Annotated in this window: 19 protein-coding genes; 11 read left to right on the top strand and 8 right to left on the bottom strand. The window is 42.9% G+C overall.

The window, feature by feature from the left end:
- Positions 1 to 170: 170 nt before the first annotated feature.
- From BM003_RS03920 to BM003_RS03910, 3 genes are read left to right on the top strand one after another with little or no spacing between them, the layout of a single operon-like run.
- Positions 171 to 1,226 carry an agmatine deiminase family protein gene (locus tag BM003_RS03920; protein ID WP_093670318.1) on the top strand — a complete coding sequence of 352 codons (1,056 nt, stop codon included), beginning with the start codon at positions 171 to 173 and terminating at the stop codon, positions 1,224 to 1,226.
- Entirely contained in the window at positions 1,223 to 2,098 is an 876-nt protein-coding gene (aguB, locus tag BM003_RS03915; RefSeq protein ID WP_093670316.1) for an N-carbamoylputrescine amidase, read from the top strand. Before BM003_RS03920 ends, aguB begins: the two co-directional genes overlap by 4 nt.
- Positions 2,099 to 2,131: 33 nt before the next feature.
- Entirely contained in the window at positions 2,132 to 2,866 is a 735-nt protein-coding gene (locus BM003_RS03910) for an AAA family ATPase (RefSeq protein WP_093670314.1), read from the top strand.
- Positions 2,867 to 2,907: 41 nt separating this feature from the next.
- On the opposite strand, the gene BM003_RS03905 is transcribed toward BM003_RS03910, so the two are convergent.
- The 4 genes from BM003_RS03905 to BM003_RS17545 all read right to left on the bottom strand — a co-directional run bounded on the left by BM003_RS03905 (position 2,908) and on the right by BM003_RS17545 (position 6,716).
- Positions 2,908 to 3,510 carry a response regulator transcription factor gene (locus BM003_RS03905; protein ID WP_177184634.1) on the bottom strand — a complete coding sequence of 201 codons (603 nt, stop codon included), beginning with the start codon at positions 3,508 to 3,510 and terminating at the stop codon, positions 2,908 to 2,910.
- Complete coding sequence (locus tag BM003_RS03900) at positions 3,485 to 5,605, bottom strand: ATP-binding protein (protein ID WP_177184633.1); 2,121 nt, start codon at positions 5,603 to 5,605, stop codon at positions 3,485 to 3,487. The genes BM003_RS03905 and BM003_RS03900 overlap by 26 nt, the downstream gene beginning before the upstream one ends.
- The gene (locus BM003_RS03895; RefSeq protein ID WP_177184632.1) at positions 5,595 to 6,473 is read right to left on the bottom strand and encodes a polyprenyl synthetase family protein; all 879 of its coding nucleotides are present in this window, start codon (positions 6,471 to 6,473) and stop codon (positions 5,595 to 5,597) included. Before BM003_RS03895 ends, BM003_RS03900 begins: the two co-directional genes overlap by 11 nt.
- Positions 6,474 to 6,548: 75 nt before the next feature.
- Entirely contained in the window at positions 6,549 to 6,716 is a 168-nt protein-coding gene (locus BM003_RS17545) for a hypothetical protein (RefSeq protein ID WP_177184631.1), read from the bottom strand.
- Between the two features lie 289 nt (positions 6,717 to 7,005).
- Here BM003_RS17545 and BM003_RS03890 point away from each other — a divergent pair, with 289 nt between their 5' ends.
- From BM003_RS03890 to murB, 6 genes are all read left to right on the top strand, one after another.
- Positions 7,006 to 7,206 (top strand): hypothetical protein, encoded by a 201-nt coding sequence (locus tag BM003_RS03890; RefSeq protein ID WP_093670306.1) that lies wholly within the window; start codon positions 7,006 to 7,008, stop codon positions 7,204 to 7,206.
- Positions 7,207 to 7,331: 125 nt separating this feature from the next.
- Positions 7,332 to 7,697 carry an MmcQ/YjbR family DNA-binding protein gene (locus BM003_RS03885; protein WP_093670304.1) on the top strand — a complete coding sequence of 122 codons (366 nt, stop codon included), beginning with the start codon at positions 7,332 to 7,334 and terminating at the stop codon, positions 7,695 to 7,697.
- Positions 7,698 to 8,016: 319 nt separating this feature from the next.
- Positions 8,017 to 8,385, top strand: coding sequence for a response regulator transcription factor (locus tag BM003_RS03880; protein WP_245734051.1), 369 nt, complete (start codon positions 8,017 to 8,019; stop codon positions 8,383 to 8,385).
- On the top strand, positions 8,375 to 9,004 hold the full coding sequence (locus BM003_RS03875) for a chemotaxis protein CheC (RefSeq protein WP_093670573.1): 630 nt from the start codon (positions 8,375 to 8,377) through the stop codon (positions 9,002 to 9,004). Before BM003_RS03880 ends, BM003_RS03875 begins: the two co-directional genes overlap by 11 nt.
- A gap of 6 nt (positions 9,005 to 9,010) precedes the next feature.
- The gene (locus BM003_RS03870) at positions 9,011 to 9,940 is read left to right on the top strand and encodes a sensor domain-containing diguanylate cyclase (protein WP_093670300.1); all 930 of its coding nucleotides are present in this window, start codon (positions 9,011 to 9,013) and stop codon (positions 9,938 to 9,940) included.
- A gap of 148 nt (positions 9,941 to 10,088) precedes the next feature.
- Complete coding sequence (murB, locus tag BM003_RS03865) at positions 10,089 to 11,012, top strand: UDP-N-acetylmuramate dehydrogenase (RefSeq protein WP_093670298.1); 924 nt, start codon at positions 10,089 to 10,091, stop codon at positions 11,010 to 11,012.
- A gap of 741 nt (positions 11,013 to 11,753) precedes the next feature.
- On the opposite strand, the gene BM003_RS03860 is transcribed toward murB, so the two are convergent.
- The 4 genes from BM003_RS03860 to BM003_RS03845 all read right to left on the bottom strand — a co-directional run bounded on the left by BM003_RS03860 (position 11,754) and on the right by BM003_RS03845 (position 18,572).
- The gene (locus tag BM003_RS03860; RefSeq protein ID WP_093670296.1) at positions 11,754 to 12,266 is read right to left on the bottom strand and encodes a GNAT family N-acetyltransferase; all 513 of its coding nucleotides are present in this window, start codon (positions 12,264 to 12,266) and stop codon (positions 11,754 to 11,756) included.
- 48 nt (positions 12,267 to 12,314) lie between these two features.
- A complete protein-coding gene (locus BM003_RS03855) occupies positions 12,315 to 15,971 on the bottom strand; it encodes a GH92 family glycosyl hydrolase (RefSeq protein WP_093670294.1) in 3,657 nt (1,218 codons plus the stop codon).
- A gap of 402 nt (positions 15,972 to 16,373) precedes the next feature.
- The gene (gene proC / locus BM003_RS03850; protein ID WP_177184630.1) at positions 16,374 to 17,192 is read right to left on the bottom strand and encodes a pyrroline-5-carboxylate reductase; all 819 of its coding nucleotides are present in this window, start codon (positions 17,190 to 17,192) and stop codon (positions 16,374 to 16,376) included.
- 87 nt (positions 17,193 to 17,279) lie between these two features.
- Positions 17,280 to 18,572, bottom strand: a complete 1,293-nt coding sequence (locus BM003_RS03845) for an O-antigen ligase family protein (protein WP_177184629.1) — start codon at positions 18,570 to 18,572, stop codon at positions 17,280 to 17,282.
- A 181-nt stretch (positions 18,573 to 18,753) separates the two neighbouring features.
- Here BM003_RS03845 and BM003_RS03840 point away from each other — a divergent pair, with 181 nt between their 5' ends.
- The gene (locus BM003_RS03840; protein WP_093670288.1) at positions 18,754 to 19,740 is read left to right on the top strand and encodes a Gfo/Idh/MocA family protein; all 987 of its coding nucleotides are present in this window, start codon (positions 18,754 to 18,756) and stop codon (positions 19,738 to 19,740) included.
- 110 nt (positions 19,741 to 19,850) lie between these two features.
- Entirely contained in the window at positions 19,851 to 20,714 is an 864-nt protein-coding gene (locus tag BM003_RS03835; RefSeq protein WP_177184628.1) for a DUF4097 family beta strand repeat-containing protein, read from the top strand.
- Positions 20,715 to 21,075 lie beyond the last annotated feature (361 nt).

The raw sequence follows: 21,075 nt of genomic DNA, 5'->3' as shown, positions 1-21,075 counted from the left end.
TAATAGAAACCTGTCCAACACTATACCCTAAATTAGGCGGATGCATACCGATTAAGATCGCTTCTGGATAGAGACTCTGTTGGTCAAAAATATAGGTTAATTATCGCTTGCTTATTCGTTATTATGATAACATGTTGACTAGGAAAATTTAAATGGATGCGAGGTAACCAATGAACCCTAGAGAATTAAACTACAAAATGCCCGCAGAATGGCAACCCCATGAACGTACATTTCTTTCATGGCCAGTACGCGCGTCAATGTGTTATCCGGAGGATTATGCGCGTGTGTGCCACGGTTATGCAAATTTTGCCAACGCGATTTCGGAATTTGAACCGGTGACTCTGCTTGTGAATCCGGGTGATCAGGAAATCATAGAAGAGCTAATGAACCCGATGAATGAAGCGATCGATTTCAGATGTGTGCCGCATAATGACTCTTGGCTGCGCGATAATGGGCCGACCTTTCTTAAGAATCAGTACGCTCAACTGGCAGGCATCAACTGGCGCTTTAATGCATGGGGCGAGAAATATAAACCTTGGGATTTAGACGATGCGGTAGCGCCAACGCTTCTCGATCAATTGCATGTTCAACGTCTTGACGCGCCTCTTGTTATGGAAGGCGGCTCCTTTCATGTGGATGGTGAGGGCAGCTTGCTGGCGACAGAGCAATGTCTGCTGAATCCGAATCGGAATCCGAACATGAATCGCGGGCAGATTGAAGAAAAACTTAGAAGTTACTTGAACATAGACAAAGTGATCTGGTTAAAGGATGGTTTGTCCGGGGATGAAACGGATGGTCATGTCGACAATATCGCTTGTTTTGCCGCACCGGGGAAGGTGCTCATTCAATCTTGTGATGACCCTGCGGATGACAACTTTTCAATCACTGAAGAAAATATCGCTCGTCTAGAGCAAGCGGTAGACGCGAAAGGAAGAAAGCTTAAAATCATTCGTGTGCCTCAGCCGCCGAAGCGCTACTATCAAGGTTCAAGGCTGACATTAAGCTATCTTAATTTCTATTTTGTAAATCATGGCGTTATTCTGCCCGTATTTGGCGGAGACGCTGAAGAAACGGACAAACAGGCTTCGGATATTCTTGCTAAATTGTTTCCGGACCGCAGAATTCGAACCGTTGACGGTATGGCGATTATACGGGAAGGCGGCAATATCCATTGCGCGACGCAACAAATGCCGGTTCAAACTGAGAAAAGGAGTCAAGTGTCATGAGAAAAGTAAAAGTGGCGGCCACACAAATGAGCTGTTCGTGGACGATTGATGAGAACCTTCGCAAAGCGGAAGCCTTGGTGCGTGAGGCGGCGGCAAAAGGCGCGCAAATCATTTTGCTCCAAGAGTTGTTTGAAACCCCCTATTTCTGTCAAAAAGAAAAAACAGAATACTACACGTTGGCCCATTCTATAGAGGAGAGCCGTGCTGTCGCTCATTTTAAAAAGCTAGCTGGTGAATTAGGCGTTGTTCTGCCGATTAGTTTCTATGAACGGAAAAATAACGCGCTTTATAATGCCATGGCGATGATTGACGCGGATGGTACAGTGCTTGGCATTTATCGGAAAAGCCATATTCCGGATGGCCCCGGATATGAAGAAAAATTTTATTTTAACCCGGGTGATACCGGATTCAAGGTGTGGCGCACTCGTTTTGGTAAAATCGGTGTGGGCATATGCTGGGACCAGTGGTTTCCTGAATCCGCGCGCTGCATGACGTTAATGGGAGCTGAATTGCTCTTCTACCCGACGGCAATTGGCACAGAACCGTATGATACCTCGATTGATTCAAAAGATCACTGGCAGGCCTGTATGCTTGGGCATGCCGCGTCAAATTTGATTCCGGTCATTGCGTCGAATCGTGTTGGCACTGAAACAGATGAAGATTCACAGATTACCTTCTATGGTTCATCGTTTATTGCAGGTCCGCAGGGAAATAAACGTTGTGAAGCAGATCGAACAAGTGAAACAGTCTTGGTCGCTGAATTTGACCTGGACAAGCTTCAGGAACAGCGCTTCGAGTGGGGCATTTTTCGTGATCGCAGACCGGAGCTGTACCGGATTTTGACATCGAATGACGGAGAACATAGAATCTAATGGAGATGAAAAGACAAACGGGGAGTGGTCCGAATGGCAGACATACTCTATATAAAAGGCTTTCGTATCGATCATCATGCACCGGAATATAAAGACAGCTACCTATCGACTATTACATCCTTGTGCCATCTTTATGACTTTTCTTTTCATCGCCAGGTGACTTTTTTTGTTGGAGAAAACGGCACCGGAAAATCGACGATATTAGAAGCATTGGCTGTCAATGCGGGATTTAATCCTGAAGGCGGATCAAAAAATTTCAATTTTGCGACCCATAATACACACTCCAATTTATACAGCGCGACAAGAGTCATCAAAGGAGCGGATTATCCCAAGGACGGTTTTTTCTTGAGAGCGGAGAGTTTTTACAATCTTGCATCAAACATTGACGAAATAGGTGATCCGATTTTTTTAGAACAGTACGGTGGGAAATCGTTACATGAACAATCTCATGGGGAGAGTTTCCTTTCTTTGATGCTGAATCGTTTTCGCGGCAATGGTCTTTATATTTTGGATGAACCCGAGGCAGCCTTGTCTCCTTCGAAGCTCATGACGATGCTCGTACGCATCAATGAACTAGTACATCAGAACTCACAGTTTATTATTGCAACACACTCACCGATGCTTATGGCTTATCCTGACGCTGATATCTACCTATTATCTGATGATGAAGTGAAAAAAACATGTTATGAAGATACGGAACACTATATTGTGATGCGGCATTTCTTAGAAAATCCTCAGAAAATGCTGCATTATTTGTTTCATGAATAACTGTTTTTCGTGATGCTGAATAGGTGTATCATGGGCTGCACTTAAAGATTCAACAGCCCTTTTTTTATTGCATTGACAACGGCGCCAACTCGAGAATCGGCGCCTAATTTTTGAATTATGGACGAAATATGGTATTCAACAGTCCGCTTGCTCAGAGCTAATGCTTCGCTGATCTCATTCGTAGTCATGTCGTTGGCAATTAATTTGAGAATGTCGCGTTCTCTCAAGGTTAATGTTTCACTAGGGAGCTCCGGTTGAAGGTTGGGAAATACCTTTTCACCTTCGCAGACCTGTCGGATTACGTTCGCCAATTTCGCAGTAGTCTCTTCTTTTGTAACATAGGCATCAGCGCCTGCCTGTTTGGATGCCTCAATATATTCGTCATAGTGATATCCGGAAAGTATGATAATCTTTAGCTGAAATTCCTTCTGTCTGATTCGCTTTGTAAGCTCGATACCGTTCGTATTCTTGAGTCGGACGTCAAGCACAAGAATGTCAGGTTGATGCGAGTTAATGATTTTTTCCAGATTTTCAGGATCAGGCATTGCAGCCACCACATGAAAATCAGCTTCTTTTTCAAGCAGTTCTTTTAAACCCATGAGCATGAGCAGGTGATCATCAATTAAGATGATATTGATTGTCACGTTCATCATTCCAATCTAGTGGCAAGGTGATGTGAATCGTTGTTCCATTACCGGGTGATGTATTCATTTCACAAAGACCATTCATCAAATCAACAGACTTCTGCACCGAAAGTAATCCGATGTGACCGGAAGTCGCGTTTAACGCGCTCGACAGGTCGAATCCCTTCCCATGATCACTAACTATAATGATCAAATAACAATCCACACACTTCAATGAAACGGCGACGAGGGGAGCGGACGCGTGTTTGATCGAATTATACAGCAATTCTTTAATGATGCGAAAGGCAGCAAGTTCAATAGTTTTGGGAATAATCTTCATACCTAATTTATAATCCGTATCGACAATGACATTATAGTTCGTTTGCAATCTCTTTTTTATTGCTTGGACACTCTGTTCCAGTCCGAGATCTTCCACAATAAAGGGATGCAGTTCACGAGATTTCTCTCTGATTTCATAGATAGTATTCATAAGTGATTCCTTGACTTCATGATAAGCGGAATCATCCATTTTATGCGAACTGTGCAAACTGTCGATTCTATTTTCCAATAGTATAACATTTTGAAGTACTTCATCGTGCAGATAAATCGATAAATTTCGCTTATTTTCGTCAAGAGTATTCATTAATAGGCGATTAAAATGTTCATGTGAGTAGGATTGGTTGCGTGTCTTTTCTAGTTCACTGCCCATTTGGGAGAGAACTACCGAGCTCTTTAATAAATCAAGTGCATCGGAACAGATCCCTTCAATTAGTGTCCGTTCGTTTTTGTCAAAGCGTGCTCCATTCTTTTTCTGACCAAGGAAGATCCAGCCTTTGATAGTCCCCTGATCGGAAAAAGGGAGGATAACTACGCTCAACCTTTTTTGAATTTGCTCTCTCTGTTCGTAATTGATGCGATTTAGAATTTCGTGAGTCAGCACATCATTTGTGAAAATACCCGTAGAAAAATAAATTTTCGGGATTTGTTTTTGTTTCCACACGAGGCACGCACCGTTAATCTCAGTGGTTTGATGGATGAGGTTGATAATTAACCGTGAGCAAGATTTCAGATGCTGTCCATTGAAAACTTGCTGCATAATCAGATGTTTCTCTCTTTTGATTTCTTGAGCTTTATTGATCATGCGTCGATTGGACCATGAAGTGAAAAGCCGACTGAAAATATGAAATAAAACAATACCGGTGATTATTAGCAGATTAATGCGATAAAACGGGTTTAGGTGATTCTGAAACCACACGAAAAACAGCGCATTTGTCAAAATCAATGAAAGAAGCCCTGTTCCCATTTTTGAAATGATCGGTATGACTTTCAAACGTACGTCAATAATATCCTGACGAGTCAACATGTAGGTTACAGAAAAAGGAAAGATAATGACGCTTATGATACTGTAGTAAAAAGGAATGTGATTTTGTGAATCAAAGAATATGTATGGAATTAAGCTGAAACAAATGACCGGAAAAAAAGATAGGAAGAAAGAGCTGATCAGAATATATAGCTGATTTTTGACCATAGAAGAATTGGATTTGAGCAGCAAAATGATCAAAATGAAACAAAGAGTTAATGCAAAGATGATGAAAATAATTATAAAGTATCGGAGCAATTCGGCTAATGGATTATAGATGTTTCTAAAAATGATAATAGACAGAAGATAGGCCGAAGCGACAAAAAGAATCAAGCATCTTAAAAAGACATAGGTATGTTTAAAAAAATTCGGTTTTGTGGTAACTGGAAAATGTAAGAAAAAGTGAAACAAGAACAGGGTCGTTAGAAGTGCCACAACGATCTCTAAAGGTCTCCCAACTACGTTTTCTATGCCAGATGGAATGGCTGAGCTGATCGTGAGTCCTGCTGCAAACATCAGGTAAAAATAACGCTCTGTTATTATGGAATGTGGTTTTACTATGTAGCAATAAATCCCGTTGCAAACAAATAAGAAACCGATTGCGGAAAGGATGATCAGCTGATGCAATTGGGGCATCGGGTCAGCATCTAATTTACTGAAATCAGTTCCGTACAGAAACGCATATGTATAATAGATGTTTAGTAGAACAAAGAAGAAAAGTAATAGAAGAGAAATCAGTTTGAGTTTAATTGTCATCATCTCCAAGAAACGCGATTAGATTTGAGCAACCTTCTTTATATACGCTCGTTTCTTGATATCGCTTCAATAGTTGAATGGACTTATTTAAATAGATTTCGGCAAGAATCTCACAATACTTAATAGCTCCGGTTCTTTTTATGTACTCGCGAATGGTCATTAATTCATCATGGTTGATTCCTAAGTCAGAAGAAATCAGCTGATTCAGCAGCCACCCGCCATCTTTTGCTTGGCTTGCTTCAATCGCTTTAATTAATGGAAGCGTTGCTTTTTTGTCCCTAAGATCATTCTTTGTGTCATCAAATACATCTCTAGCATCGTTGCCAATCTGTCCCGAATATCCAATATAGGTGGCAATTTCATTCCAGAGTGGGATCTCCTCAACGGGTGCGTTCAAATGAAAAACGAGTCGAGTCAGTGACGACGATTTGCGGTCAATATGCTTAAAGTATTCCTGTTCGGTTGGAATGTGATTATGGCTGATTTTAAAGGATAAATCATCTGCTTGTCCATAGGCAGCCGCACGTAATTGTCGAACCACTGCTTGAAGCGAGTGAGGACTTTTGTATTTGCCTATTATATGAAAGCTCTCCATTAATAAAATACTGGACAGACTTACGGCTTGAGGATAAGTCAATTTCGACAAAATTTCACCTTGATTATCTTCATCAGTGAGATCATCAAGAATATCGGTCGCAAGCACAAGAAGTTCAATAGCTGAAGAACAGGCAACATGGGACACCTGCTGCTCATCTGAAGATTCGAAGATCAAGCTGGAATAATAATAGAATTCAGCCCATGTAAAGACTGATTCGTCATTAAAAATCTTCCCTTTTAGACACAAAAGAGAAGAAATGAAACTTTTCATTTCGCTGTTAAGCTGACAGCGAACTAGGTAATTTTTTAAGTAATTCCTAATTTGTTCTCTTTGAATCATCGGTAGTCAGGCCCACTCGATTGGAGCGTTAACTACATCACCTTTGCTCATGTGCTTGTTAAAGACTGAAGATACTTCCGAGTCCAAATTAGCGCCTGCAACTGCCAGTTCTGCTGTTCCAATTTGTGATTTGTCTGCTAATTCCTGAATCAATTCCCACAATTTCTGATTCATGTTCTCCGCCTCCTAGTGTTTGACAATTTATGACACAATATGGAATTTCAACATAGTGAAAACCAATTCCTCCTTGTTTTCAAAAAAAATTAATTCAAAATTGCGGGAAATACGGATTTCAAAATTTAACGGATCGAGTATATTGGTTGTAGGGGAGTAGTACATGATGAAGAGTGTGACCTGAAAATGAACAAAAGGGTAAAAATAATCATATAGGTAAATATAAAAGAGTTAGCAGTCATGAAAAAGATAATGAAAACGGTAATGAAAATGAGTGGAGGATAAAGTGATGAGCTCATACGATCAGTATTCGGTAACTTATCTATCAGAACTGTACTATGCAATCGAAAGAAATATTGAAAACGGATTCTTATCTAGCGCTATGCGACAAGAACTGAGGCTTATTGCTCACGCTGTAGGAAAGCAAGGCGTTACGATTCTAGACGAAAAACGGTTTTTGGAATATGAACAGACATGTGATCAAAAATAATAGAATGGGCAACTTAACTATACATTAGTACGGTAGCGATGACATTGTTCATTGCTTTTTTGTTTTGATTACGCCTAACAAAACAGATGAAAATGGAGCTGGGATATTGCACGAGGAGGCTTAGGATGAATACTGAATGGATTGACGCTTATTGTTTAGAAAAAAAAGGAGTGGAACGCGACTACAAAGAGGAGTGGCAAGCAACGCGATACATGATCCGAGGAAAGATATTCGCGATGCGTGGCGGAGATAAAAATGGTCTTCCAATAATCACCGTTAAATTGTTACCTGACTTCGGTGCAAGACTAAGAGAAGAGTATGAAGCGATTGTTCCCGGATATTACATGAACAAGACCCATTGGAATTCGCTATACTTGGATAAGGATGTTTCCGAAGAGGTGTTACGTATTATGCTAGATCAAGGCTATTTAATTGTGCTGCGTTCATTAAGTAAAAAAGTGCAGGAAGAGATTGGTAACTTAATCCAATAAAGTTTGGAGAGAAAACGGGAAGCGGACACCTCGTGCTTCATGGCCTGACAGACCCTGAATTCTGAAAATAAATAAATAAATAAACGAAATTAACTCGGTTTATTCATGCTTTTGCTACTTTTGTCGTCAAAGATAGGAAAATGACGGATAATTGATCATTATTATTCTTGTCTTTTCCCTACTTCCATTTATAATTATAATTAGAACTAATGTGATTTTTGACTTTTTCAAAGGTGAAAAGGCCTAGTCGAATATTACCTGTTTATAAATGCGATGATCGAAGACGGTAACTGCGAAAGGGTGGTATTTGTTGACTAAAGTGCTTATTGTGGATGATTCGAAATTTTCGCAGAAAATTACATATTCCTTCCTTAACCAATATTCAGAGGAAATAGAGTTTATTTTTGCTAGTGATGGACAAGAAGGACTGGAAAAATTCCTAGAAGCTCATCCTGATTTTATGATTGTGGATTTATTAATGCCAAAGTTGCGTGGTCAAGACTTAATTGAAAAAGCGAAACAAGTGGATCAAGAAGCAAAGGTCATTGTTTTATCTGCCGATGTTCAGAATCGAGTACGTGACGTTGTCGAAAAAATGGGTGTCCTATCTTTCATAAATAAGCCGCTGGACGACAAGAAGGCTAAGATGATATGTGACATCATAGGGAATGGTGCTCGTGGCCGATAAAATAAGTAGAGAAGATATTCTCACGGAGTTGTTTAATATCGGTGTGGGTCAGGCGGCTAGTACCCTCTCCGATATAATTGATAAAAGGATTGGCCTCACCATTCCCAATGTCAGAATTCTAGATGCCGCTACAGGAAAAATTGAACTTGATAAGTATTTGTTGCAGGTCGCTGAGGGAGCGGTAATGGTTTCCTCTATTTCATTTGATAGTCAGTTAGAAGGGAAGGTCAGCCTGCTCTTTCCTGCGGATAAGATGCATCATTTTATTGATCTTTGTCTCCACGAAAATCGTGACGATTTGGTAGATAATTTGGAATTTACGGATATTGATTTTGATACGATTAAGGAAATTGGCAACATTGTTATTAATTCAATAATCGGCGAATTGAGCAATACCGTAAACATACCGGTAGAATATACGTTGCCTGAAATTGATGTTCTCAATAATGCAAGCGCTGATCATTTTGTCAATTGTGAAGATTGTCGGCTTGTGCTCATGATGTTTCTTGCTTTTAATATAGAAGGTACCGAGATTGCCGGCGCAGTCGTGATCAACATGACCTTGAAATCGCTTGATGAAATACTAAATGAGATTGACAGACTGTATAACGGAAGATGAGTGAGCATGGATTCTATTTTACCTGGCGTACTAAACTGCATAAATGAGGGGATCGTCATTATCACAGAAGACCTCGAGATTACCTATTGGAATCCGTTTATGGAGAAATTGTCGGGTAAATGGAGCGGCGAGGTTCTCGGTCAAAAAGTGGATCAGATTCTGCCCTCACTTTGTCGTCCATTCTTTTATAGTGCAGTGAAACGACTCGCCACAGTCGGAAATCCTGTCTTTTTCTCAGCCGCTATGCATCGGAAATTGGTTAGCCAGGATCATCGTGTGAATCTGAAAATGAACCGGGTGTCGGTTGACGGCAAGGTAGCTTTGTTACTTGAATTCATTGATGTGACGAATCAATTTCAAAGAATTAGTCAGCTGAGAGACTACGTGAGCCAACTCTCCCATCTGAATAGTCAGCTGAAACAAAAAGAAAAGGTCATTGAAAAACTTGCTTATTATGACAAACTGACTGGCGTTGCGAATCGAGCGTTATTTGATAAGTTCGCCGATAAATATTTAAGTATCGCGAAACAGCGCGGCACAATGCTTGGTTTTATGTTTGTCGACGTTAACGAATTTAAGCTGATAAATGATACATATGGTCACAATACAGGAGATAAAGTCATGACACGCGTGGCGAGCTTGCTTACAGAGTCAACGCGAAAGAACGATATCGTCTGCCGATATGGCGGCGATGAATTTCTGGTTTTGCTCCCGGATATTCGTACATACAAGGACTATCAGGCGATTGCTGAGCGTATCGAAACGAATAAAAAGCAATGTATCGTTCAAGACGGCTATAACATCTGCCTGTCGCTCAGCATTGGAATCAGTTTTTATCCGGATGATGGCGCGACGCTTGATGACTTGATTGCGAAGGCCGATGAATACATGTACGTGAACAAGCATGAGTCTAGAGAACGACAAGACAATATGTAAACAAATTTAAAGATCGGGCAGACGAGTTGCTAGTCTGTCCGATTTTTTAACATAAAAAGATCAGATACGGTTGACATACTTGCCCTTCAATGGCATAAATAATAAAGCAGGAAGCTGGCGAAAAAGCCAAGAAGGAATGGTACGTACAATGAACAAAAAGGAAACATGCTTTGATTTGCTTAAGATTGTTTCAAGCGAAGAACAGGTAAAAATAGATGAAAACTTGAGTACATATACCTTTACAAAGACAGGAGGGAAAGCGGATCTATTCGTTACTCCGAGCACGTATACGGAAGTCGGGCAGGTCGTCGCTTATGCACGTGGCCATCACTTGCCGATAACCATTCTTGGAAAGGGTTCTAATTTGATTGTCAGAGACGGCGGGATCAGAGGTATTGTAATTCACTGTGGTCAAATGGATCATGTAAGGTGTGAAGGTGAAACGATTGTCGCGCAGAGCGGCGCATCGATTATTGATGTATCTCGATTCGCACTGGCTCATGAATTGACTGGTTTGGAATTTGCGTGCGGGATTCCAGGCTCTGTTGGCGGTGCGCTGTATATGAACGCCGGCGCGTATGGGGGGGAGACATCCGATGTCCTCAGAGGCGCGGTCATTGCCGATGCGAACGGCTCAATTCTGAACTTAGACTTTGATGAACTCGATATGGGCTATCGCCATAGTGCTATATCACAAAAAGGCTACTTGGCGCTCGAGGGCACCTTTGTACTTGAGAAGGGTGATCCACAAAAAATTAAAGAAGAGATGAATCGTTTGACCGCGCTCCGAGAGTTGAAACAGCCGCTTGAGTATCCGTCATGCGGCAGTGTTTTCAAACGTCCCCCAGGCTATTTCGCAGGCAAACTAATTCAGGACAGCGGTCTGCAAGGAACGCGTATTGGCGGAGTGGAAGTGTCGACAAAGCACGCGGGGTTCATGGTCAATGTCGATCATGGTACCGCTTCAGATTATATACACCTTATTAGGCACGTTCAGGATACAGTCAAAAAGAAATTTGGCGTGGATTTGGAAACGGAAGTTAAAATTATTGGTGAAGAGCCAAAAGATTGATCAAACACGGCAGACTGCGCGATGAGCAGCCTGCCGTGTTTTGTTTGCTTTGTGATTATTGAATAGAAGAATAGGCAATATTTTTTCCGGTCTGCTGCGCAGTAAAGACGAACGACGCAGCAAATTCGTTACGACTTTGCTGCGTCGTTCGACACGAATTAGGGAATTCGCTACAACTTTCTGTGAGTTCGCTACGATTTTGAGCTCATTCGTTACGATTTTCCTTCGGTTCGATACGAGTCTGGGAATTCGCTACAACTTTCTGTGAGTTCGCTACGATTTTCCTTCGGTTCGATACGATTTTGGGAATTCGCTACAACTTTCTCTCTCTTAGGTTGAATTTCCAAGGATTGGGTTTAACTTTTCACTCGTTAGGTTCGACTTTGGTCTTCGGCGGTTCTCACTTCTCCGCTCTTGGGTTCAACTTCGATCGTGTTCGGTTCGACTTTCCAATGGTTCGGTTCAACTTCTATTCTACGGAGAGAACTTTCCATGGAAATTGGGTTTAACTTCTGTTCTTGGGTTTAACTTCTGTTCTTGGGTTCAACTTTTCACTCGTTAGGTTGAACTTCAATAGTCGGTCTAACTCCTTCTCTTCGGCCCAGCTTTCCTAGTTTTATCACTTTTTCCATCGTTTTGCGATTCAGATCGTCCATTCGCAAATTTTTGGGAGCCGTTTACTGCGCTTCTTCCGTCAATCGTGCAGCTTTCACTTAAATCGGTACTTAGATGCTGAGCCGCTTATCGGTTTGAAATTCTTTTGCCCATGATTACAAGATCGCGTTCGACCCCATCTAGTTCGGCAACCTTAGGACAAGTTCCCCACCGCTCGAAGCCGAAGCGCTCAAAGAGGTGAAGGCTTGGTGTATTCTGGCCGAAAATAAATGCCAATATCGTTTTAATTTCGAACTCATGAGAATGCTCAAGAGCATAGCGGACAAGAAAGGATCCGATTCCATGTCCGCGATACTGTTCATCAAGATAGATGCTGATCTCGGTAGTTGCGTTATAGGCTGGTCGGCCATAAAAGCTGCTGAGACTAAGCCAGCCACAAACCGCTCCGTCATATTCCGCCACCCAGAGCGGTCGATTTGGATCTGCTTGATGCTCTTCAAACCATGGCCGGCGATCATCGATGCTGACCGGTTCAGTATCTGCCGTAACCATTCGGCCGGGGATGGTTGAATTGTAAATGGAAACGATGGCAGCGAGATCTGCCTCAATGGCGTCACGTACGACTAGTTTGTTGTGCATAAGTTCACCTGGTTTCTCGTTAATGATTTGTCTCACAGTGCTACAGATTTAATCCGATAATAGATTAACGATTGCGTGCGCATCCGCTGATAGGCTGTTTCTTACTTTTTCAGGAGCGGTAGCCTTATAGATAAACGAATTGATCAGTTGGACATACGACTGCATGTAGTAGACGGAAGATGACAGATTTCCGTTCAAATAAGCAATCTGCGCTTGGTTCAGCGCATTGGACAGTGACGCCGTCTCTACTTCAGTCAGATTTTTCAATTCAAATTGATGAATGATTTCCTGACGCATCGTGTCAAATCCATCGCGTATTCCCGAATAGCCGAGCAGCTGAACTTCACTCATCGCTAGAGGCTGGCGGTTGCTCCCCTTGGTTACAGTCAACTTGTAATAAGAATAGGCCTTTGGATTCTTGATCGAGAACGCGCGGGTCATTGACCGCCATTTGAATTTCTGATTTGTTCTTCGGTCGATCATATCCCAGTTCATCCCATCATTTGACCCCCACAGTGACCAGTCTTTTGGATCACTTGTATTCCGTCCACTTGAAGAGGTCAAGGTGTACATCTTGATCCGACGGTTTTCCGATTCAAAATGGACGCTTATCGATGGGTGCGCCTTTTGAAATCTAACGACTGTCTCTGAGCTGTTGTCGACCAAATGGGTTAAGGAATCTTCTCCGTTTAACGGAATGATCATCGCGCTTGTGGTCAGATCGTTTAGCGGCTTGGGAAAGAATGAGGATCCATTTGTCGATTGAGCAGTAAGTGAGTGAGGCAAATCATCAGTGGATGTTCCCCAACTCGATGGTTCAGACCCCATACCAAAGGACAATGTCCCACCGGCAGCCAGATCGTCTGCTGAGAGTGTTGCCGTGTTCACCGGTCTGCCATTAAAAGATACAGACTGAATATATTTGTTTTTATTACTTACCGTCGGCGCGCTGATAATTAGGTCCTTTCCACTTTCCAAATGCAGCGTCATTTTTTTAAAGTAAGATGCGCTGATCGCAAAATCCTGCGTGCCCTTCTGCAATGGGTAGAGGCCGAGTGCGCCAAACAGGTAATATCCTGAAAGCATCGCGCCAGTGTCCGCTCCTAAGTAGCCTTGACCGATTGATCCGCCGGTGTAGAAACGATTCAGAAGGGCGCGGGTCATACTTTGCGTTTTCCATGGGGCGGAAGCGAACAAGTACATATAGGCTGCAGAAGGCGATGAAGGACTGTCAAGAGTGAACATCCCCATGTTCCCGCTTGAGGCGAGACGAGCCTTAGCAACCTTTTCTACTGCTTCTGTGGAAGGCTGCACGCTGAGAAATTGATCAAGCTTGCCAATCAGCGCTTCTTTTCCTCCATATAAATTAGCCAAGCCTTGCCCATCCTGAGGGGTGTTGAATGCGTTCGCCCAATTTGCTACAGTCTTGTTGCTCACTTGACTGCTCGATGAATCATCATCTGCCCATTTTCCATCCTTAGTTCGCGGCGTGAAAAAATTGAGTGAATCGTTGAAAATGTTCGTGAAATTTTGAGAGCGATGCAAATAGTAGCTGCTGTCATCAGCGTACGAAGAATTATTCGGATGACTTTTCGCCAGATAAGCACCGAGGTTGCCTAAGGCATAGTCTGTTACTGCCTGGGATAACGTCCGTTCAACACTATTTTTCTGATCAGAAGGGATATAGCCAATTAAAGACTGCTCTTGGCCATTTTCCGGTACGGATGCGGCATGCAGCATGGCTTGATAGAGTACGGATGTATGGATGCCAGGTGTTCCTTTTACCACAGCGTCCGCGAAGGCTGGACCGGCGTCCGGATCGAAGCGGCCGCCGTTTTGATAGACGGTTAAAAATCCGTTGATCAGGTTGCCGGTCAACTTAGGCTCGAGCAGAGCGTATGCCGGCCATACGGTTTGCCCGCTGTACGCGAATGCACTGTTAACGTATACTTGTCCTTTTTTAATAGGTGCACCCGTGTGATCAGACGTATTCGCGGTCGCAGCAGGTACACTGAGATCAGCATAGCGGTAGCTAGGTTTTTTCTTCGTACCGGTATTTTCAGATCCGTTACTTGGTGATAAATAGAGCCGGTAGAGATTCGAGTAAAGTGTTGTTTGCTGCTCGCTACTCGCCCCTTGAACAGAGACGCGAGACAATCGCTGATTCCATTGCTTTTTTGCCTTTTTTTCAACATCTTTAAGTGAAGTTTTTTTACCAATCTCTTGATTTAAGTTCTTTTTTGCTTGTTCGATGCTGATTAATGAACTGCCGATCCTTAAAGTAACAGTTTTATTCTTTGATGTATCGAATTTATAAAATGAAGTGACTTGATCACGTTTTTCACCCGATAGGCGGTTAGCATTGATCACCGGCTGATCAACTTCAGCATAGTAAAACATTCGGTTCATGTTGCCGGTTGCAGTATCCTTGATATCCGAATAGCCGTCAAATGACTGCTCCGCCGGATTCAGTGTCAGTCGTCCATGACCGTCTAGATTGTCGAAGAGCAAATTGCCTTGATTACCGACAAAGGAGTAACGCATGATTACGGCATGACTTGTGGCGGAAAGTTCAGCACGCATGCCATCTGTAAATGTGACAGCGTACCGATACGGGCTGGCGGACTCGTCTGAACGATTAAAAGCTTTTCCGCGCCCAAGGCGATTCGCACTCGGAGTGCCGACAAAACTTGAAGGCATCACTTGCAAGGTCTGGCGAATACCATTCTGATCATTGGCTGATTGGCTCAAAGAGAAGGACTGGATTTCCGGTAAATTGTTTGGATCATTATTCTCATTGTACGGGTACAGGAGTTTCTTTGCGCTGCTGTTAATCGCCGGAGACCAATAACTAAATCCGTTAGGCACACCAATCGCCGGAGCCGTGTTTCCTCGAGCGAAGGATGAACCGGACGCGGTACCACGAAGTATGTTCACTTTATCAACGGGTGTTTTGTTTGCAACTGATGTCACAGATGAGGAACCAATCCGCAAATCATCAATGGATCCTTTAAAGGTACTTTCGGCCTTTGGTGATTCGTAAGCGACAAGAATGCGGACAATGGTTTTGCCTTTTGCCGCTTTACCGAGGGAGACCATTTTCTTATTCCACTGGTTCATGATCAAGGTACCGGATTTTCCCTGCGCAGAAGGTGTCATTTTCACTCCGTCTTGATCTTTAACATTTAATTGGTGCAGATAGCTTCCATCGGAGAAGGCAAGGTCTACAGACACATAGCTTGCAACCTGTGCCCGCGCGTCCTTTTTCGTCGATTCAGGCGCGACAAAATAGGAAAGCTCAGTATCCGTCGACACAGGAATACGCACACTATAAAGCTTATTGTAAGCATAACGATTTTTTTTATTGGTTGTTGATCCCGCATAGGTAAGCACATGACTGCCTGTCCAACCTAATTTTTTTGGCGCGTTATACAATTGACTCGAACCGGTGGAAACATAGGTGGCCATTGTTTGACCGTTGCCGCTCAATGGTTTGATTCCATTGGTTAACTTTTTTCCATCTTTCGAGCGTTCAGGTGTGTTCTTCCATGTGAGCGAAGGATCACTTTTTTCAAAGGAAGAGGAAAAGAGATTCGGGTTGGTTCGCGCCTTTGCCCTTTGAGTTGCCTGACCAGGCAAATAGAACGTGATCAAGCTCAGACAAATGCAACTAATCATTATTTTTGAAAAAAGTCGTGAAGCCATCATGCTGCCCCTCTTCGTTTTGTGCGGTATCCTCTGTAATTCGATGGTTGTAATGCAACTTCATTATTTACCGTTCACCTAAATCATTATAACGGAATAGATGCGGTCTATAAAGAATTGCCTTGAACTCATTTACTCATCTTTGAGAACAAAAAAATATGCGACGAGAATGCCGGTCAGCATCTCATCGCAAACGAGTAAATGATGGTTTCCTAAATCAAGATCAAACATCTCAACTTAAGGTTAACTGCAACAGAAGGTGTGTTAAAGCTTACTTGATCATAATAGCACCAATGAGCAGATTTTTTATAATTTATGTCATATAATCTAACATGACTTTTTTGCTCTATTAAGCACTAGGCGCTTTATACCCGTTGCTTGTTGCAAGATCTGACAAAACCATTATGCAAATGGCGCACTCATTTCTTTGGCACGAACAATGGCATGATGGACGCAGTCGATTACGGCTTGCTTCACCGACTGGTTGTCCAGTGTGTCGATGCCGGCTTGTGTGGTTCCTCCAGGTGTCGCTACAGCTTTCAACAGATCAGATGCTGATTTACCCGACTGATTCAGCAGGTGCGAGGCGCCAAGCAAGGTTTGTAATACAAGCTGAGCAGCAGATTCTTCAGAAATGCCTTCGCGAACGCCTGCCTCTTGCATCGCTTGAGCCAGATAGTATAAATAAGCAGGACCACTTCCTGCCAATCCCGCGATGACGTCAATTTCATTTTCCTGAACAATCGTAACGGTGCCGACCGTTTCAAATAATTGCTTGGCTAATTCAAGCTGCGCGCCTGATACGGACGCACCTGCGGCTAATCCTGTTGCCGATAATCCGATGGATGCAGATGTATTCGGCATGGCACGGACAACCGCAAGGTCAATGCCTGACGCAGATTGAATAAATGCAGTCGGCACGCCGACCATCAATGAAATAATAAGCTGATCCGGACGCAGGAATGCTTTCATTTCCTCAACGGCATTACGAGTATCTGCAGGCCTGAATGCGAAGATGACGATATCCGCATTTTTCAAAGCCAATTCTTTGCTTTGTGTCGTATGAACATGAAATTCATGTTCCAATTGAGCGAGACGTTCCTTGTTTGAATGATTGTTCATCCAGACATGATCCGCAGAAATAAATTTTTTATCCAAAAAGCCCTTTAATAAGGATTCCGCAAGTTCGCCGGAACCGATAAACGCGATTTTTTCAACCAATGGTTTGCTCATCCTCTCAAGCAGTCCGTCTCTTTTATTGAGAGCTGCTGCAGAAAATATCCACGGTTATCATATCATTAATAGATCTTACCTGCCAGAGATGCCTTTAGATGTCTGAAGCATTGCCGGTTTACTCTGACGCTTCTTCTTAAACCGTAGTTTGGTGTTCAGAAACTGTTTCATCACCTTATGCAGTCTTGTGAATTGAACCATGCGTGCGGTGTACCTGGACCAATAAGTGAGAAGCACAAGAACAATAATCATCACTTGAGGTGAGGACAAGGTGAAATCCATAATGCCATAAAGAATGATTGTCGGCAGTGAAAAAAGAAACAGTGTTGCAGAATAATTTGTTTTTGCGCTTATTCTTTGTGATGTATAGAGATGATAGGCGCTGATCAGTATGACAGCAATAAAGAACAGACCGCAAAAGATGCCGGACGATGAGAGAATTGACAGAAACAGATCGTGAGCATGCGGTATCATTTCACCATTAAGTGCGGCGTAATCCCTGCCGAAACCCAATGTTGTTGCGCCGAAGAACGGATTCTGCTGAAAAATATGCCAGCTGTTCCCCCAAATTTCAATACGCTTCGCCATCGATGATTCCGTACCTCCGGATCGCGGCATGAACTGGTAAATAAATGGAGCACTGATTAGTGTCATCGCTGCGATTGGAATGAAGATGCGCATACTCAGTTTGTAAAGGAACAGCAGGTGGAGCATCAGCATAATCATAAAGCCGGCACGTGACCCTGTTTCATAGATTCCGATGTCAAGCATAGGCATAATCAAAAGAGACAGTACAATGAGTTGTTTATTCTTTACTTGTATCGCGCGCAGGAGTTCAACAGATAGGAATGCAAGCGCGAGAATCAAGAGATAACACGCGTAATTCGGATTAAATGTTGATCCGAACAGGCGTGGTATACCCTTATAGCCAAATAAGAAGTGGCCGGTCATAAAGGATGCTGCCGTACCGACCATTGAATCATTAGGAATCAGGTTGAGCAGCTTTTCCGAGAAAAAGATATAGACACCACCCCAAATGGTGATCCAAACAAATTGTCTTATATGAAGATGTTCAGGATGACGAAGCCAAAAAAGATAGATTCCAAGATATCCGGTCAAAATAAGCGTGGACAGAAGGTCGGTTATTTGCCAATTGATCAGAACGGATCCAATGGACGCCATAGCCATTAAAGCGAGCAGCGGACTAATGAGATCAGTAGGCAGCGCGAGTTTTTTCATAATCTGAGCACGCCATTCCATGACGGCACAACCGATAAACCAGGCCATTCCGATTGGGGGGAGCACATATAACAAAATAAAACCTAGAATCATGGGTTGTTGTTTGACTTTATCAAGTCCGTTCATCATAAATTCGTCCTCCGAATTGTGTTTTCGTTTTCTCTGCCTCATTACTTATACTTTAAATGAGGCACGTATATGAAGTTTGTGGGGAAATTTATATATTTGTGAGATAATCATGTAAGGGCTATCAAAAATCTTCATGGATCAGTATAATGAGGATATTTAAAGAATGAGTAGGAGGGAAACAATGAAACTCGCGACAATAGGAACAAGCAAGATCACACAGCAATTCTTGAAATCGGTTAAAAAGACAGGGAAATTTGATTATATTGGCGCCTATTCCAGAACAAAAGAAAAAGCAAGACAGTTCTCTGAGGAGTACGGGGGAACGCTTTGGTTTTCCTCATTAGAAGAGCTCGCCGGCAGCAAAGAGGTGGATGTCGTGTATTGCGCCTCTCCGAACGGTTTGCATTTTAAACAGGTGCTCATTTTACTTCAAGGCGGCAAGCATGTCATTTGTGAAAAACCGATATTTGCCACGATCAAAGAGTTTGACACGGCTGTTAAAGTCGCTGATGAGCATCATGCCTATTTATTTGAAGCCATTCGAAATATCCAGACGCCTGTATTTAAAAAATTGAAGCAAGAGCTTCCACGGGCGGGACAACTCCGATCCGCTGAGCTGAAACTCATTCAGTATTCCTCTCGCTATGACAAGTTCTTGGAAGGTGAGATTACCAATATATTCTCGCCAAAATTTGCTGCGGGGGCTCTGCAAGATATTGGTGTTTATCCAACCTATGTGGCTATCGCTTTGTTTGGCGAGCCGGAGCAAGCCGTCTATTATCCGGTGAAACTGTCTAACGGTATTGACGGCAGCGGGACCTTGGTTTTCACCTATCCGGGTTTTGTCTGCACCATACTCTGTTCCAAGATCGCACATTCGGACGCGCCATCTGAAATTCACGGTGAAAAGGGAACGTTCCGAATCAATAATTCATCAGATATTGCTCGACTCGAATGGATCGACGCTCACGAAAAGGTCGTTCATCCGATTGCTGAGCATTTTGAAGAGGACGATAAAATATATGAAATAAGTAATTTTGCGGATATACTGGAGCAGGATGACAAGGCAGAGTACCTGCGTCTGCGCGCGCTCAGTCGACTAGTTGTGAAAACGATGGAAATGGCAAGGGTCAGAAGCGGCATTTTATTTCCAAACGATCACGAGTGAATCCGTTCTTCAGTCCGGAGTTGATTCAGCCTTAAGACTGATCCCACCAATCCAAGCAACTAATAAACTAGATATATAATGAAGCGGTTGTTTCGGAAGGCGGGATGAAGATGCAACATGTAATGGAAAAAACAATTGATATGGATGGAATTAACCGACTGATTTTAAACACAACCTCATCAGATGTTGAACTGATCCAGACTGAAGAGACAGTCTTGAAAGTGCAGGTATGGACGCTTTGGAAGGTTGATGGGATTGAACCGATTGATCTGGAAATAAACAGAAATAATGACATGTTGGAAATACAAATTGTTCAAAGACGCCAAGACTGGTTAACCAGTCTCAAGGCACTCGGTTCTTGGAATGTGAAGGTCGTCTTTGAACTGCCGACACGGCTTTACAATGAAATTATTGTTGATGGCCGTTCGAGTGACATCAGCGCATGCCAATTGCTGACCAATCGGTTGAGCGTGTCATGTCATTCCGGTGATAGTGAACTCGAAACCTGCGCGGTGAAGCAAGAATTGAATGTAACGACATCCAGTGGAGATCTGAAAATAAACGATACGCTTGTCAAAGGGATGTTGAACGCACATGCAACGAGCGGAGACATTCGCCTGAACCAGCTGACTGCTAATGAGATGAGGATACAGTCACATTCCGGCGACATTACGATAAACAATTTTCGCGGGGAGCTCGAGGCCTCGGCAAGTTCCGGCGACATCGAATTGACCAGTGACAAACTTGCCGGGAATGTGAGTCTGGAATCCAGCAGCGGAGACATCACTGTCTCATTCCGAGATGAGCAGGATTCCATTACTATGGATTACCAGGGTTCTTCAGGCGACGGATCGGTGCGTATTAAGGATATGCTCTATGAAGATAAAAGCGACCACCGAATCATCGGAAAAAAAGGAGACGGCAGATACACCGTCAGAGTACGGACAAGTTCCGGAGACTTTAAATTCCGATAAATGCGTAAGAAAATGATTCGACAAGCGCTCCTATGCGCAGTTGGATCATTTTTTACAAGTAAAGAAACATTCATGACCCGTTTGAGAGGCACGGGACACCGCTAGAATGAAAATATAAAATGCCCTATTTACGTACAGCGTTTTGGTTTGTCGGTTCGACGGTATGGTCACAAGATTCGGTTGGGCGATCAGGTAAGCGCCCAATCTGAGAAATAAACGGAGAAATTCCGCTTATTTAGAAAATTAATGAAAAAATAGCTTAAATAGACGGAAAAATTCCGCTTATCGCATCGAAAAACGTGAAAATAGAGGGTTTTTCCGTGTATAAGCGGAAAAATTACCCTTATTTACCTGTAAAACA

This window comes from Sporolactobacillus nakayamae (genome assembly GCF_900113325.1).
Lineage (GTDB): Bacteria > Bacillota > Bacilli > Bacillales > Sporolactobacillaceae > Sporolactobacillus > Sporolactobacillus nakayamae.
Note: the sequence above shows the minus strand (reverse complement) of the source record. Positions and strands in the feature narration are given on the sequence as shown.